Below are 14,614 nucleotides of genomic sequence, written 5' to 3' on the forward strand. Positions count from 1 at the left end.
CGCCGGGTACCTGAGGCGGACGGGACGGAAAGACCCCGTACCGGGCCCGGATGTCACCGATCCCTGGCAGGCGGCGGACCAGCGGCTGGACGCGGCCGCGCCGGCCCCCGCACTGCGCCGGGCCCCGGCCGAACTGCCCGTCACCCGTCACCCGTCACCCGTCAGACGTTCCTGTCAGTGGGCTTCACCGACGAGATCGGCTGACGTCCGAAGCGGGACCGGCGTCTGGCCCGGTCCCGCACGACACACCGCGCGCCGGACGCGGCACTTGATACCCGGGGGGCCGTTGCGCCACCGGTCGTCATCGCAGGGTGAGCGAGGTCTCGGATGCGACGCGGGTCAGTTTCTCCGGGTTGCGGACGTAGTAGAGGCCGGTGATGCGGGCGTCCTCGACACGGATCGCCATGATGCCGTCGACCTCGCCGTCCAGGCGTAGGACGAGTGCCGGGTTGCCATTGACCACGGTGGGGTCACTGGTGAGTGTGCCTTCGGCCTTCCCGGTCCCGCCGACGATGAAGCGGACCACCTTCTCGGCGCCGCTGATCGGCCGCAGCGCGGCCTGCTTGACGCCGCCGCCGTCGCTCACCAGGACGACCTCGGGCGCCAGCACGTCCATGAGGCCCTGCAGGTCCCTGGCTTCGAACGCGCGCTGGAACGACTCCAGAGCCGCCCGGATCCTGCCCGAGGGGACCACCTCGCGCGGGCGGCGGGCATCGACGTGCCGACGTGCGCGATGTGCGATCTGACGGACGGCCGCAGGGGTCTTGTCGACGGCGGCCGCGATCTCGTCGTAGCCGACGTCGAAGACCTCGCGCAGCACGAAGACCGCGCGCTCGGTCGGCGACAGCGTCTCGAGGACGAGCATCATCGCCATCGACACACTCTCGGCGAGTTCGACGTCCTCGGCCACGTCCGGCGCGGTGAGCAACGGCTCGGGCAGCCAGGGACCGACGTACACCTCCTTGCGGCGACTCATCGTGCGCAGCCGGTTGAGCGACTGCCGGGTCGTGATCCGGACCAGGTAGGCGCGCGGCTCGCGTACCTGCCCCAAGTCGACCTTGACCCATCGCAACCAGGTTTCCTGGAGGACGTCTTCGGCGTCGGCGGCCGATCCGAGCATCTCGTATGCCACGGTGAAGAGCAGGTTGCGGTGGGCGAGGAACGTCTCGGTCGCCGTGTCGGTGACGTGGTCGCTCATGTCCCGGCCCCTCTCCCGCACGGCCGACGCCGGTCGCCGAAGTCCTTCAAGCGTGCATCCACAGCGAGATCCTTCTCATGAGTAATCGTCCATACCCGTGGATTTGCCGAGTGGTGATCAGGCGCCCTGGGCCCGAGGCGACGCCCTACGAGTGCCTGGTCAGGCCGTCCGTTCAGTGGCAGGCGCCTCGCGACGCCCGGTCTGCAACAGTTGTCGGCGCTCGGCGTCCTTGGCCCACCAGGTGCGTGCACCGGGCTTGCGTGCCCCGTACGCCAGTTGCCAGGGGATGCCCCGGCAAATGAGCTCCTTGATCTTCGCACCCGGGCGGCCGCCGAGGTAGAACCCCTTCGCGGTGTCATCCCTGCCGGTGAGCTGAAAGACGCCGGCGCGGCGGCCCAGACTGATGCACTGACTGACGAACCCGACGTCGATGGGCGCGGGCTGCTCGCCCGCGAGCCGGCTGAGCACTGTCTCGGCGGCCTGCGGGCCCAGCTGAACCGCGGCCTGGCAGCTCATCCGGAACGGCAGGTCCGAGGGCGCCGCCGAGTCCCCGGCCGCGACGATGCGCACGTCGTCCACGCTCGTCAAGGTCTCGTCCGTGAGCAGGCGGCCCAAGGCGTCGGTGCTCAGTCCGCTGCGCGCGGCCAGGTCCGGCACACCGAATCCGGTGGTCCAGACGGTCACCTCGCTCGGCAGCTCGCGGCCGTCACTGAGCCGTACGGCATCACGAGTCACCGCCGTCACCTTCGTGTCGGGGCCTTCGAGCACGGTCACACCGAGTACGGCCAGCCGCCTGGTGACCGAGCGCCGACCCCGAGGGTGCAGGGAAGGGCCGAGCACGCCGCCGCAGACCAGGGTCACGGTGCGGCCCCCCTCCGCCAGTTCGGCGGCGGTCTCGATGCCGGTCGCACCGGCTCCGACGACGGTCACCGCGGCCGTTGCGGGCGCGGCGTCGACGACCGGCCGCAGCCGCTGCGCCTCCTCCAGGCCGGCGATCGGGTGGGCGAACTCGGCCGCCCCGGGCACCTGCGGGTCGGCGCTGCCACTGCCCACCGCGTAGACCAGATAGTCGTAGCCGACCGTGCCGCAGGTCGCGAGCGTCACGCTGCGCTCGGCCGCGTCGATCCGGGTGACGGTGTCGACCACCAGCCGCACGCGCTCGCTCAGGACCTTGCGGTAGTCGAGGACCGCGTCGTGGGACCCGCCCACCAGTTGGTGCAGGCGGATCCGCTCGACGAAGGTCGGGCGCGGGTTGATCAGAGTCACTGTCACGTCGTCGCGCTGTGTCAGGCGATTGGCCGCCATGACGCCGGCGTATCCGCCGCCGACCACGACCACATCGGTGTTCTCCGTCATGGTGTCTCCTTCGTTTCCGGGGGTTCGGCCTCAAGACACCACGGGATCGATCGCTGTGACAGCATGTGAGGCAGGTCACTCCCCGGACCAACAGGGCAGGTCCGCGCTCCCCTTCACACCGTGACGCAGGCCATCGCGCCCAGCGGAACCGCAGGAGGAGTGGCAGTCGTCTCCTCAGTGATCAAGCTTGAGGAGTGTGCGCAGTGCGGATCTACATCAGCGCGGACATGGAGGGTGTCACAGGCCTCGTCGACGCCGACGATGTGCAGCCCGGCGGCCGGGACTACGAGCGTGGACGGTCGATGATGGCAAAGGACGTCAACGCCGCGATCCGGGGTGCCCTCGCGGCCGGCGCCGCCGACATCACTGTCAACGATGCTCACGGACCGATGCGCAACATCCTTCCGGAGGCCCTGCACCCGGCGGCCCGCCTCATCCGCGGCAAGCCCAAGCACATGCTCATGCTCGAAGGTCTCGCGCCCGAGCACGACGCCATGGTCTGCGTCGGCTATCACTCGCGGGCCGGCGCACTCGGGGTGCTGAGCCACAGCTTCATGGGCCACGAGATCGAAGACATGTGGCTGGACGGCCGGCCGGTGGGTGAGATCGGCCTGGCCCACGCCACCGCGGCGGCCATCGGCGTTCCGGTGGCGGTCCTCACCGGTGACGACCGCGCCTGCGCGGAGATGGCCGAGTGGGACGCCTCCGTCACCACCGTGGCCGTGAAGACCGCGCGGGACAGATTCGCGGCGGATCTGCGACCTGCCGAGGAAGCACGTGCCGCGATCGAGGAGGCGGTCGCCGCCAGTCTGTCCGCGCAACGACCGGCCACAGTGGTCCCAACGGGCCCCTCCGCGCTCACCGTCCGCTGGCAGTCGGCTTCCGTGGCCTCCACCCTCCTGGGAATTCCGGGGGTGGCCTCGACGGACACGCGGACCGTCCAGGCGCAGGGCCCTCTGCCCAGCCTCTACCGGCAGTTCGGAGTGTGGATGCGAGTGGCGGCTTCCCTCACCAACCAGCCACCGTATTGCTGATCACTTGGACTCGACTCGTCCGAGCGGGTCGGGGTCGGCCGTCAGCGCGTCACGCGCAGCCTGCCAAGCGGAATCCCCGGGATGGAGCGCGGTGCGGAGGTAGGCCCAGGTGAGCCGCTGGACCGCAGCGACTCGCTCGGGGTTCTCGTCCGTGGTCTCGGCGACGTCGTATCCGGAAACCCCGCCGAGCCCGTGCTCCGCGTCGAACAGCGTGAGCAGGGACTTGGGGCCCGGGGAGAGGAAATACGGATCGGCGTGCCAGTCCGGGCCCCGAACCGTCAGATGGGTGGAGGCGTCCTTGTCGCCGGCGACCACGAGCGTGGGCGTCGTCATCTTGGAGAAGTCCATGGTCGAGAAGAACGAATAGTTCTCGGCCACGAACTCGGTGACGGCATCGCCGCCCCTGCCGGGCGCGGCGAGCAGTACACCCGCCTTGATCCGGGGCTCGGCCAGGTTCACTTCCGTTCCTTCCTCGGGATCGGTGAGCCGGGCACCGAGCAGCAGGCTCGCGGTGTGCCCGCCCATCGAGTGCCCGGCCACGGCGACCTTGTCGTGATTCAGGCGCCCGGGAAGCTGCGGTACGGCGGCCTCGATGACGTCGAGCTGGTCGAGGATGCGCGTCATGTCCTCGGCCCGTGAGCGCCAGTGCAGAGGTCCCCCGGGGGTACCGGGATCCAGGCTCAGTGTCCTCGAGCTCAGGTGGGTGGGCTGGATCACGACGAAGCCGTGCGCCGCCCAGAAGTTGGCGAGGGGGGCGTAGCCGTTCAGCGAGGAGAGGTGGTTCGAGAAACCCTGGCCGTGCGAGAGCAGGATGAGCGGCAGGTCGCTCCCGGTCACGGGCGCGGAGACGCGTACCTCCAGGTCCACGGCTCGACCGGGGGCCGGCAGCACCACGGGACTGACCGAGAGCACTGGAGTGGGCGGACCGAAGGTGTGGGCGGGGGATTCACTCATGATGCGTATGTCCCTTCAATGACCTCTGCTGCCGGTCTCATTCGACTGACGGCGGGTGAGGCGGTCAGGCCCCGTCAGGGGCGTCCGGCATCGACTCCGCACCAAACGGAGCGTCGTTCCGATTACGATACGGAGCGATGTTCCGCTTTGTCAACGCCCGCCGGCGGGAGAGCGGGCGGGGTGCGCGTCGGCGAACGCGGCCGGTCCGACGAGTTCCGAGGGCCGAGCCCTTTTCCCTGCCGGTCGCCCCGTTGTCGGATTCGTCGCCCCTGCACCCGACGAGGCGTGTTGAATGGCGTGGCTGAAGGTCCGTCACTCAACTGTTCATAGGGGATGTGGATGTTGCCGGAAATCTTGGTCGGGCTTGCCGCTTCGGGAGGAACGGCGGTCGTGACGGCGGCCGGCACCGATGCCTGGTTAGGCACCCGAACAACAGTGGCCCGGCTCCTGGGGCGAGACGGGCAACGGGAAGAGGCGGTGTTGCAGCGCCTTGACCGGACCGCCGCCGATCTCGCACGGGCATCCGCCGAAGACGCGCAGGGAGCGCTGGAACGGGTACGTGCCGCACAGTCCCTGTCCTGGGAAACACGTTTCACGGACCTGCTCCAGGATCTGCCGGAACCCGAAAGGGACGAGGCCGTCCGGGCGCTGCGCTCCCTCGTCGAGCATGTCCGACAGCACGCTCCCGGCTCCGGTGCCTCGGCCGGTACCGGTGGGTTCGCGGTCAGCGGCGACGTCACCATGACGGCCACAAACGGATCGGTTGTCGCCGGTGTGGTCAACGGAGGTGTGCGCGTGGACCCTCCCAAGCCGGGGCCGGTCCAGGACTGACCGCCCCCGGCTCCTCACCTCCACAGCGCCGTGGCCGCGGCGCGTTCCTCGGAAGACTGCTGCACAGGGCGGGCCTCGGCGCCGCCGGTGACAGCCGGGGCCCGTACGTCACCGCCTCGCACGGGTCGGTGGCGGTCGGCCACGCCGACCATGTCACGTACATCCGCAAGCAGCGTGCACGCCGCTTGCGGATGCTGGTCGTGCCCGTCGTCGTGGCGGGCGGGACGATCACGGCCATCACTCTCGGACCGGACTCGTCCCCGTCGGGCCCGGGGCGGTCCTCCACGGCACCGTGGTTCGCCGCGACACCGTCGCCTTCCGGGCCGCCGTCCGCCACCGGTTCCCCGTCCGCCACCGCCTCCCCGTCGGCACCGATCGTGCGCGCGTCCGGCTCCGCGGCAGCCGTGGCCCAGCCGGAGCGGACCGGTGCGGCGGCCGCGCCCGAAGCCGGGGCGCCGCCCTCCGTGGAGTCCGGGGCGACCAAGCTCTCCCCGGGGTCCGTGTCGCGCCTGCGGAACGTCTCCGCCGACCAGTGCGCGTCCGGCGACGGTTCCGTCTACCCCGGCTTCGGGGCCTGCGACTCCGGCGATGCCTACGCATGGACGTTGCGCTCCTCCGGCGGCGGCACCTTCGAGTTGGTCAACCGCGCGAGTGGAAACTGTCTGTCGGCGCCCTTCAACAACAACTACGCGGCCGGACTGGAAGCCTGCGGTGGCGTCGGAGGCACTGGCTACGTGGTGTGGCGCATCGGAAGCACCACCGCGGCAGGCCAGACCCTGAAGAACACCAGGACCGGGCATTGCCTGGAGATCGCCTCCCCGGCGTACGGCGGCGGCAAGCAGGTGATGGTGGCCACCTGCAACAGCGACGAGCCCCAGCAGCTGTGGAACAACGGGGGGACCGCCTAGGACTCGTCGGGTCCATCACGGGGGCTCACTGGGAAGCCCAAGGACGTGCGGCGCGGCGGGTGCCACGTCACGCCGGCGTCCGGCGTGGGCCCGGCGCTCAGGAGAGACATCATGAGGCTCTCCCCCGCCGTACCGATGGGCAGCGTGATTCTGTTGGCCGACATTGGAGATCGCTCCCGAGCCCTCGCCCCACCACCTGCTGGGGGCGGGAATCCCCTTGAACACCCCGACCGAGGGCAGCGCGGCACCGCGCGAAGGCGAAGGTCCAGGCTCGGTGCCCGTGCTGGCATCGCCCCACCAATTGCCAGGAATCCTGTTGATTGGCGACACGGCTCGACGATCGGAACCGTATGTCCCTCCTTGCCCGGCCCGGAGTGGCCTCCTTCGCCGCCAAGTCGATACAGCGCCTCGCCGTGGCGGCCGACCGGCGCCCGAGCCGGCGCGGTTCAGCGGCCGCCCCCCACAGCCGCTTCCCGAATTCCCCCGCTCCGTGGGCGAGTTGACGGTCCCGAACTCGGTCGCTCCGGCCCGGGTCGTGGTGTACCTGCCGACGTCCGAGGGTCCGCCGTCGCCGGTTCACGTCAACTTCCACGGTGGCGGGTACGTGATGTCGCTGACGGAGACCGACGATCCGCTCTGTCGTTCCCTTGCCGCCGAGGCGGGGGTGGCCGTGGTCAACGTCGACTACGTCGTGGCCCCGCAGCACCCGTTCCCCGCCCCGCCCCGGCAGGCCTTCGAGGTCGTCCGGTGGATCGCCGAGCACGGCGGCGAGCACGGCTGGGACGGCAGCCGTCCGTCCGTGGGCGGACAGAGCGCCGGGGGCGGTCTCGCCGCGGCCGTCGCGCGCCAGGCGCTCGAGGAGGGCGGGCCCGGTATCGCCCTGCAGGTCCTGCACTACCCGCCGTTGGACCTCGCGACGAGCGCCCGGGGCAAGCGCGCCGCCATCGCCAAACCGGTGCTGCGCCCCTGGAGGGGAGAGATCTTCGACAGCTCGTACGTCCCGGACCCGCGCGAGCGCGCCGACCGGCCGGTGTCCCCAGCGGGCGGCCGACACCGCCGATCCGAAGGGCATCGCCCCGGCTCTGCTCGTCACGGCGGAGTACGACCTCCTCAAGGCGGAAGCCGTGCGCTACGCCGAGCGTCTTCGGCGGGCGGGCACCCTCGTCGAGCACCACGACGTGCTCGGAGTCGACCACGGGTACGACGGCAAGGACGACAAGAAGGCCCTGGAGACCTACGCCGTGATCGCCCGTCATGTGCGACGGGCCGTCAACCCCGGGTCCCGAGAGGCGGGTTGAGCGGCGTCGCACGCCGGGATCGGCAAGACGGCCCGGAGGCGGTTGAGCGGCCGGCCCCGGGACGGACGAGGCGCCCGCCGCACGTCGGACGCCCCGACCACCCGCTCCTCCATCCCCCTCTCCATGGAGGTGACTGTCAGCCCTGCGAGCGGGCCTCGGGTGGCGTGATGCCCAACTTGTCAGCGCTCTCCGTCCGTTCACGCCACACCTTCGCCGCCACGGGTACCCCCTTCTCGGCACGCCGCACACGCACGGCGGCACGGCGCTCACCGGGGTGGAACGGTGTGCCGCCTCGGCGCTCAGGCAGGCGGTCGGCTCGTCGAGGATCGGGATCCCGCCGCCGCGGCGGACCTCACGCGCCACCTCGACCACCGTCTGTTCGGCGACGGTGAGCGAACGCGCGGTGCGCTCCACGTCGATGTCGATGCCGGGGCCGGACAGCACCGGTCCTCGCCTCGGAGTTGACGGCTTTCCGGTGGACCGTGCCGCGTCGGGTGCCAGGTCCCGGCCTCAGGCATGTGTCGCGGTCAGCCGGTGGTGGTCAGCTGCTGGGCGGCGTCGCGCCGCGGGGTCTGCTGGGGGCCGCGCAGGCCGGTGAGGGCGACGAAGACCGTGGCGAGCACCGCGGCGATGGCGAACGCCGTGAAGCCCCGGCTCTCGGACTTGGCCGCGACGAGCTGACCGCCGAGCCACGGTCCGAACACGGCGCCGAAGCGGCCGACGCCGGAGACCCAGCCCACGGCGGTGGCACGGTTGTCGTCGCCGGAGCGGCCTGCGACCGTCGCGTAGATCATGGCCTGGGCGCTGAAGAGGAACAGGCCGGTCAGGAACACCACGACGTAGGTGAGCGGCAGCGTCATGTGGATGCCGAGCAGATGGACGCCGAGGGCGGTGGCCGCGAACCAGACGGTGGCGACGCGCGCACCGCCGAAGTGGTCGGAGAAGCGGCCGGCGATCAGCATGCCCGCGATGCCGCCGAGGTTGATGACGACGACGAACGAGAGCGAGGAGCCCAGTTCGTAGCCCGCGCCGCGCATCATGGTGGGCAGCCAGTTGCTGACGCCGTAGACGAGCAGCAGGCCGCAGAACGAGGCCAGCCAGAACAGCAGCGTGGTGCGCCACAGGCCGCCGCGGAACAGGGCGACGACGGCGCTCCAGCGGTCCCCGGCCGCGGGGCGCTCCGCCGCGGGGCCGGGCAGTTCGACGTCGTAGCGCTCGGCGAGCGCGCGGGCTTCCCGAGTGCGCCCCTTGGCGACCAGGAAGTTCAGCGACTCGGGGAGGTACGTGGCGATCAGCGGGACACCGATGAGCAGCGGGACCACACAGATCCAGTAGGCGACGCGCCACCGGCCGGCGCCGGTGGTCCACAGGCCGACGAAGCCTGCCAGGATGCCGCCTGCCTGGTGGGCGGTCATCAGCGTGCCGACTATCAGAGCGCGGCGGCCACGCGGGGCGTACTCGGCGACCATCGTGATCGTGGTGGGGAGCAGACCGCCGAGTCCGAGACCCGCGATGAACCGGCCGAGTCCGAAGACACCGAGGCTGGGGGCGACGGCGCAGAGGGCGGACGCGAGCGAGAAGACCGCTGTGCAGGTGATGATCACCTTCTTGCGGCCGACCTGCCCCTTGGCACGCTCGTCCCGGGTCCATGTGATCAGGGGCCAGTCGGGGGCCAGTACGAGACGGGTGAGCGGGTTGCACAGCTCGATGCGGTTGCCGCCCGGCTCGTAGACGTAGAGGAAGAACGTCTGCTGGATGGCGTGCTTGTGCGGGCCCGTCTCGATGAACACACCGGTGTCGAGGGCGAGGTCGGCGGCGCGCAGGATGTCCTCGCGAGTGTCGGTCGCGAACGCGATGTGGTGCAGCCGCCCGCGCGAGCCCGTCCAGTCCTCGGTGTAGACGACGTCGTACGACTTGTTCGTGAACGTCAGCCACTTCGCGGCGATCCGGCCGCCGTCGAGCTGGATCTGCTCGGTCGGCCGGGCGCCCAGGAGGTGCTGGTGGAAGTCGGCGTTGGCGGCGACGTCGGCGGCCAGGTAGTTCACATGGTCCAGGCGGCGTACGCCCACCCCGTGACCGGGCTTGGCCTGGGGCTGGTTCTTCAGCCCCGGCTTCAGCTCGTCCGGGGCCTGGTACCACTCGGACTCCCAGTACAGGGCCAGTTCGTGGCCGTCGGGGTCGGTGGTGACGTACAGCGGGCCGAGGCCCGGCTCGTCCTCGGTCCAGCGGCCCTGGTGACCGGCGGCCTCCAGTTCCCTGACCCTCCGCTGCAGGGCCTTCTCGCTGGAGGCGCGCAGGGCCGTGCGGCGCAGACCGGAGGTCTGGTGCGCGGTGAGGACGAGGCTGTGGTGCTCGTAGTCGTCCCAGGTCCGCAGGTAGACCGAGTCACCGCTGCGGCCGTTGACCGTCAGACCGAGGTAGTCGGTGAAGAACCGCAGACTTCCGTCCAGGTCCGGAGTGAGCAGGCCGGGGGAAGACCGTACCGTCGAAGATCTTGCGCGCGGTGCGGACGACGGCGGTACGGCGGGCCACGGGGGCGGCCCCAGGGGTGCCGTCGTCGATCTCGCTCTCGATGTCGAGGAATCCGGTGGGATGCTCGATGCGCAGCCGTCCGCCGTTGTCGGGAAGACGGGCGATGTCCTGGCCGACGCCGCCGTGGACGCGCAGCCCGGCGGCGACACTGGCGGCTCCCAGGACACCGATGGCGGTGTGGCAGCGGACCGGGATGAAGGTGCGGGTCATGACCGCGCCGCCGTTCGCGGGCGGTGCCAGCAGGCTGAGCTTGGGCACGGTCGTCTCGCTGACGTCGCCCAGGCCCATCAGCAGGCCCGCCTCCAGGCGGATCCGCTGGAGCCGGTCGCGCAGGGTCAGGTCCTCCTCCAGGTCCCGCGGCCTCTCGTAGCCGGTGACCTGCAGGGAGGAGGCGGCGAACAGCACGGTCGGCATGCCGTTGTCCACGCAGGTCACCGGCGTGTCCGCGACGAGGTCCCGGGCGTGCCCGGTGGGCAGCAGGGGGTTGCTTCCCCGCTCGAACTCGATCACCACGGGTGCGGCGGTGCCCGGCACACCCGAGATCTCGGCCGGCCCCGTGTAGGAGACTCGCCGGTCAGGCGTGGGAAAAGTGGCGGTGGCGTGGTCACCGCTGTTGACCATTCGGATCCGTACCGAGGTGTGCCCGTCCCGGCCGGTGACCAGACCGCGTTCGACGGCGAACGGGCCGACCCCCGCGAGGAGGTTGCCGCAGTTCTGCCGGTCGGAGACCTCGGCCCGGTCCACTCCCACCTGGAGGAAGAGGTAGTCGACCTCCGCGTCGGGGCTCTCGGAGCGGGAGACCACCGCGACCTTGCTGGTGAGCGGGTGCGCTCCGCCGAGTCCGTCGATCTGCCGGGGGTCGGGGCTGCCCACGACCCGCAGCAGCAGGTCGTCGCGCGCCCCGGCGTCGGCCGGCAGGTCCTCGGCCAGGAAGTAGGCGCCCTTCGAGGTCCCACCGCGCATCAGCATGCAGCGCAGCTCCTCGTCGGCGCTCATGACGGGGAACCGTTGCGTTCGTACTCGTCGTAGGCCTGGTAGCGCACCCCGAGCCGTACAAGGGTCTCGCGCAGGCCGTAGCGGTCCAGGCCCAACCGGCCCTCGGCGAAGGCGGCCCGGGAGGCTTCCTCCTTGGCGGTGCGCGCCTTCGCCGCCTTGACGGCCGTACCGGCCCGCTCGCGGGGTACGCACACCACGCCGTCGTCGTCGGCGACGATGACGTCACCGGGGCGGACGACCTGTCCGCCGAGCACGACGGGTACGTTCACCGAGCCGGCCGTGGCCTTGACCGTGCCCTGGGCGCAGACGGCCCTCGACCAGACGGGGAAGCCCATGGCCCGCAGGTCGGCGGTGTCGCGCACCCCGGCGTCGATGATCAGGCCGCGCACCCCGCGGTACTGGAGCGCGGTGGCGAAGAGGTCGCCGAACATGCCGTCGGTGGACGGCGAGGTGGTGGTCACGACGAGGATGTCGCCCTCGTGGCACTGCTCGACCGCCGCGTGGATCATGAGGTTGTCGCCGGGCCGGCACAGAGCGGTGACCGCGGTGCCCGCGATGCGCACGTCCTGCTGGACGGGCCGGAACCCGGGACCGAGACTGCCGGTTCGGCCCATGCCCTCGTGGACGGTGGCCACGCCGTAGCCGCCGAGTGCCTCGACGTCCTCTGCATGGGCGCGCGGCGGGTTGGTGACGATCAGGCCGCTCATGCCAGCTCCTCCGTGACCTGCGGGTAGGGACGCATGTAGGCCTCGCCGTAGGTGGCGTGCGACAGGCCGAGGTGGGGGCCCGCGTTGCGCTTGAGCTGTACGCCGCGCCTCTTGCCCAGGTCGGTGTAGTAGTCCCACAGGTGCTGCTGGGCGGCGAGGCACTCCATGGCCTTGCGCTTGGTCTCCCAGACCGGGGTGATGTCGAGGAGTACCTCGGGCCGGAAGGCGCACATCTCCGGCTGGTGCGGCTCGAAGAAGAACACCGGCGGGGCTCCGATGATCTCGCCCTCGGAGGGATAGCCGATGGCCTGGGCGAGGACCCGGGCGTCCAGGGCCACGCGGGCAGCCGCCGGGTGGTCACCGTTGTAGGGATCGTCCAAGGGGTGGGTGAGCACCACGTCGGGCTGGGTGTCGCGGTAGATGCGCACGAGCTGGTCGGTCAGCTCCTGAGTGACGAGCAGGGGGTAGTCGCCGACGTCGAGGAAGCGCACCCGGGCGCCCAGGGTCGAGGCCGCCGCCTCGGCCTCGGCACGGCGGATCTCCTTGATCTCCTCCAGCGAATTGCCCTCGCGCCAGGCTTTGGCGGACTCACCGCGCTCCCCGTAGGTGAGGCACGCGATGGTCACCTTCTCTCCACGGGAGGCGGCCAGGGCGATGGCTCCCCCGGCCCGCCAGACGAAGTCCCCGGCATGCGCGGTGATGACAAGCGTCGATCGTGGGGTGGTGTGCGCCTTGCCGTGCGTCATTGCTCACATCTCCTTGGTGGACAGGCCGGATGTCCCGCCTCCGCGACGTCATTGGCGCAGCGCGTCGATGACTCCCGCGAGGTGGGTACGGACGGCCGCTTCGGCCGCCTGCGGGTCCCGGGCCCTGATCGAATCGATCATGGCCAGGTGCTCACTCAGTGACTGCTGGGGGCGCCCCGGTCTCAGCGCGAGCTGGAAACGGTGGCGCACCAGCTGCCCGTTGAGCCGCTCCAGCAGCCCCACGGCGACCTGCTGGCCGGAGAACTCCCTGATCCGGTCGTGCAGTTCGTGGTTGAGCCGGGAGTAGACCAGTGGCTCGCCGCCCGCGACCGCCTTGGACATCCCCGTGCCCAGGTCGGTCAGCTGGTCCAGCTGGTCCTCGCTCGCCTCGACGGCCGCCTTGGCCGCGCAGAGGCCCTCCAGGACCATGCGGCACTCGGTGATGGCCACCGCTTCCTCGACCGTCACCACCCGCACCCGCGCGCCGCGGTTGCGGATCCGCTCGACCAGTCCCTCCGACTCCAGCTCGATCAGCGCCGCCCGGACGCTGGCCCGCGTGACACCGAACTGCTCGGCGAGTTCGTTCTCGACCAGCCGTTGGGCCGGTGCCATGTCGCCGTGCAGGATCGCCTGCCGCAGGTGCACCAGTGCGTGCTGCTTGGCCTGCTCGCCGGTGCCTGGTCGGGCTTCCTTCGGCATCGCGCCCTCCCTGAGTGAGTGCCTGTCGAACCTAAATCCAGCCCAATAAGATTGTCAACAATTTTGTTCCCTATGTTGCCGACAGGCTTCGCCGGCGATCCGGTCACTCGCCACCACAGGGCGCTGACCGGCCGTAAACGTCCCATGGCCGCTCGAAAGGGGGGCATCACCGCCTCATCTCCCGGGCCGGGCAAGGACGCAGTTCACTCAGCGGGCACCGGCGGTGTCGGCGGCTCGAGGGCACGATCGCCGAGGGGTCCGTCGCGGGGAATGCAATTCGACGCCGGGTCCGACTCCTTGGGCGGGTCGGGCCGGGCGCGCGTCACGTGCCGTACGGGCCGAGGGTGACGACCGGGACCGCCCCGACCAGCCCCGATCCGGGCGGGCGTCAGCCGCCCAACGCCAAAAGAAAGTAAAGGGAGTTACCCACGGCACCACGGCCCACTTCCCGCACCCCAGGGCCCACCTGCTCCGCTTGACTTCATTGTCCCGATATGCGTAGGTTAGGTACGGGTTGAACAGAAAACATCCGTTTTACCTGGTGAGAGCGAAACAATCTCAACATCCCGACCGACTACATCCCGACCGGCGACAACCCGGTCGTCGGTTAACAGACGGACGGGCGCCCCGCCGCGGGGTTAGCTGCACTTCAGCAGCCTGGGTGGGCCCGATGCCGCATCCTCAGCGCGCGAGTCGGCGACGGTATCTCCCGTCACTCTCAACGCCGATGTACCGGACCCTTATCGCGAACGTCTCAGTCTCCATGCTGTCGACGTCACCGCGGCCGTGCAGAGCCGGCACCTGTTCTACGCTCCCGGGAAGGGAAAGCACCATGCGGATCATCACTTCAATGACGTTCCGGCTGGTCGCCAGCCTGTTCGCCGCTCTGGCCCTGGCGTTCGGCACAGCCGGCATCGCCAGCGCGACCAGCTCCCATTCGGATCACTCCTCCGATTACTCCTACAGCAGCAACTGGAACGACAACGGAGACCACGGCGGCGGTGACCACGGTGGTGGCGACTACGGCGGTGGAGACCACGGCGGCGGTGACCACGGTGGTGGCGACTACGGCGGTGGAGACCACGGCGGTGGAGACCACGGCGGTGGAGACCACGGTGGTGGCGACCATGGTGGTGGCGGAGACCACGGCGGCGGCGGAGACCACGGCGGCGGTGGCGGAGACCACGGCGGCGGTGGGGGCGGCCACGGCGGTGGTGGAGGCGGCCACGGCGGTGGTGGCGGTGGCGGACACTGACCCCAGTGGTCGTAACTGACATCTGAAGAGTGACGGCCCGTCATCTCGCCGAAGACGACTGGCCTTGTCCGAACGGTCCCGTGTCGCGCCGACGACACGG

At 70.6% G+C, this 14,614-nt stretch carries 12 protein-coding genes and 2 pseudogenes; 6 read left to right on the forward strand and 8 right to left on the reverse strand.

What is annotated here, in order from left to right:
- Positions 1 to 301: 301 nt before the first annotated feature.
- Complete coding sequence (locus AAFF41_RS04985) at positions 302 to 1,198, reverse strand: RNA polymerase sigma-70 factor (protein ID WP_319751650.1); 897 nt, start codon at positions 1,196 to 1,198, stop codon at positions 302 to 304.
- A 159-nt stretch (positions 1,199 to 1,357) separates the two neighbouring features.
- Positions 1,358 to 2,554, reverse strand: coding sequence for an NAD(P)/FAD-dependent oxidoreductase (locus AAFF41_RS04990; RefSeq protein WP_343323549.1), 1,197 nt, complete (start codon positions 2,552 to 2,554; stop codon positions 1,358 to 1,360).
- Between the two features lie 203 nt (positions 2,555 to 2,757).
- Here AAFF41_RS04990 and AAFF41_RS04995 point away from each other — a divergent pair, with 203 nt between their 5' ends.
- Positions 2,758 to 3,588 carry a M55 family metallopeptidase gene (locus AAFF41_RS04995; protein ID WP_319751647.1) on the forward strand — a complete coding sequence of 277 codons (831 nt, stop codon included), beginning with the start codon at positions 2,758 to 2,760 and terminating at the stop codon, positions 3,586 to 3,588.
- Here the strand turns inward: AAFF41_RS04995 and AAFF41_RS05000 are convergent, their stop codons facing one another.
- Positions 3,589 to 4,542, reverse strand: coding sequence for an alpha/beta hydrolase family protein (locus tag AAFF41_RS05000; RefSeq protein WP_319751646.1), 954 nt, complete (start codon positions 4,540 to 4,542; stop codon positions 3,589 to 3,591).
- Positions 4,543 to 5,019: 477 nt separating this feature from the next.
- Between AAFF41_RS05000 and AAFF41_RS05005 the strand changes: the two genes are divergently transcribed.
- The 4 genes and pseudogenes from AAFF41_RS05005 to AAFF41_RS05020 form a co-directional block, all read left to right on the forward strand.
- Positions 5,020 to 5,373: a hypothetical protein gene (locus tag AAFF41_RS05005; RefSeq protein ID WP_319751645.1), complete on the forward strand. Its 354-nt coding sequence runs from the start codon at positions 5,020 to 5,022 to the stop codon at positions 5,371 to 5,373.
- Positions 5,374 to 5,501: 128 nt separating this feature from the next.
- Entirely contained in the window at positions 5,502 to 6,281 is a 780-nt protein-coding gene (locus AAFF41_RS05010) for an RICIN domain-containing protein (protein ID WP_343323550.1), read from the forward strand.
- A gap of 538 nt (positions 6,282 to 6,819) precedes the next feature.
- Positions 6,820 to 7,269 (forward strand): annotated as a pseudogene (locus AAFF41_RS05015) (alpha/beta hydrolase fold domain-containing protein); the annotation flags it as partial.
- A gap of 79 nt (positions 7,270 to 7,348) precedes the next feature.
- Positions 7,349 to 7,579 (forward strand): annotated as a pseudogene (locus AAFF41_RS05020) (alpha/beta hydrolase fold domain-containing protein); the annotation flags it as partial.
- 527 nt (positions 7,580 to 8,106) lie between these two features.
- Here the strand turns inward: AAFF41_RS05020 and AAFF41_RS51475 are convergent.
- Genes AAFF41_RS51475 through AAFF41_RS05050 form a run of 5 tightly spaced genes read right to left on the reverse strand, consistent with a single transcriptional unit; the run spans position 8,107 to position 13,259 of the window.
- On the reverse strand, positions 8,107 to 10,044 hold the full coding sequence (locus tag AAFF41_RS51475; RefSeq protein WP_425526233.1) for an MFS transporter: 1,938 nt from the start codon (positions 10,042 to 10,044) through the stop codon (positions 8,107 to 8,109).
- A complete protein-coding gene (locus tag AAFF41_RS05035; RefSeq protein WP_343323551.1) occupies positions 9,965 to 11,107 on the reverse strand; it encodes a 4-oxalomesaconate tautomerase in 1,143 nt (380 codons plus the stop codon). The genes AAFF41_RS51475 and AAFF41_RS05035 overlap by 80 nt, the downstream gene beginning before the upstream one ends.
- Positions 11,104 to 11,814 (reverse strand): 4-carboxy-4-hydroxy-2-oxoadipate aldolase/oxaloacetate decarboxylase, encoded by a 711-nt coding sequence (locus AAFF41_RS05040; protein ID WP_319751639.1) that lies wholly within the window; start codon positions 11,812 to 11,814, stop codon positions 11,104 to 11,106. Before AAFF41_RS05040 ends, AAFF41_RS05035 begins: the two co-directional genes overlap by 4 nt.
- Positions 11,811 to 12,560 (reverse strand): PIG-L deacetylase family protein, encoded by a 750-nt coding sequence (locus tag AAFF41_RS05045; protein ID WP_319751638.1) that lies wholly within the window; start codon positions 12,558 to 12,560, stop codon positions 11,811 to 11,813. Before AAFF41_RS05045 ends, AAFF41_RS05040 begins: the two co-directional genes overlap by 4 nt.
- Before the next feature lie 48 nt (positions 12,561 to 12,608).
- A complete protein-coding gene (locus AAFF41_RS05050) occupies positions 12,609 to 13,259 on the reverse strand; it encodes a GntR family transcriptional regulator (protein WP_343323552.1) in 651 nt (216 codons plus the stop codon).
- A gap of 1,001 nt (positions 13,260 to 14,260) precedes the next feature.
- Between AAFF41_RS05050 and AAFF41_RS05055 the strand changes: the two genes are divergently transcribed.
- Positions 14,261 to 14,533: a hypothetical protein gene (locus AAFF41_RS05055; protein ID WP_319751636.1), complete on the forward strand. Its 273-nt coding sequence runs from the start codon at positions 14,261 to 14,263 to the stop codon at positions 14,531 to 14,533.
- The last annotated feature ends 81 nt before the right edge of the window (positions 14,534 to 14,614 follow it).

It is taken from the genome of Streptomyces mirabilis, from assembly GCF_039503195.1.
In the GTDB taxonomy this organism is placed as follows: Bacteria; Actinomycetota; Actinomycetes; order Streptomycetales; family Streptomycetaceae; genus Streptomyces; species Streptomyces mirabilis_D.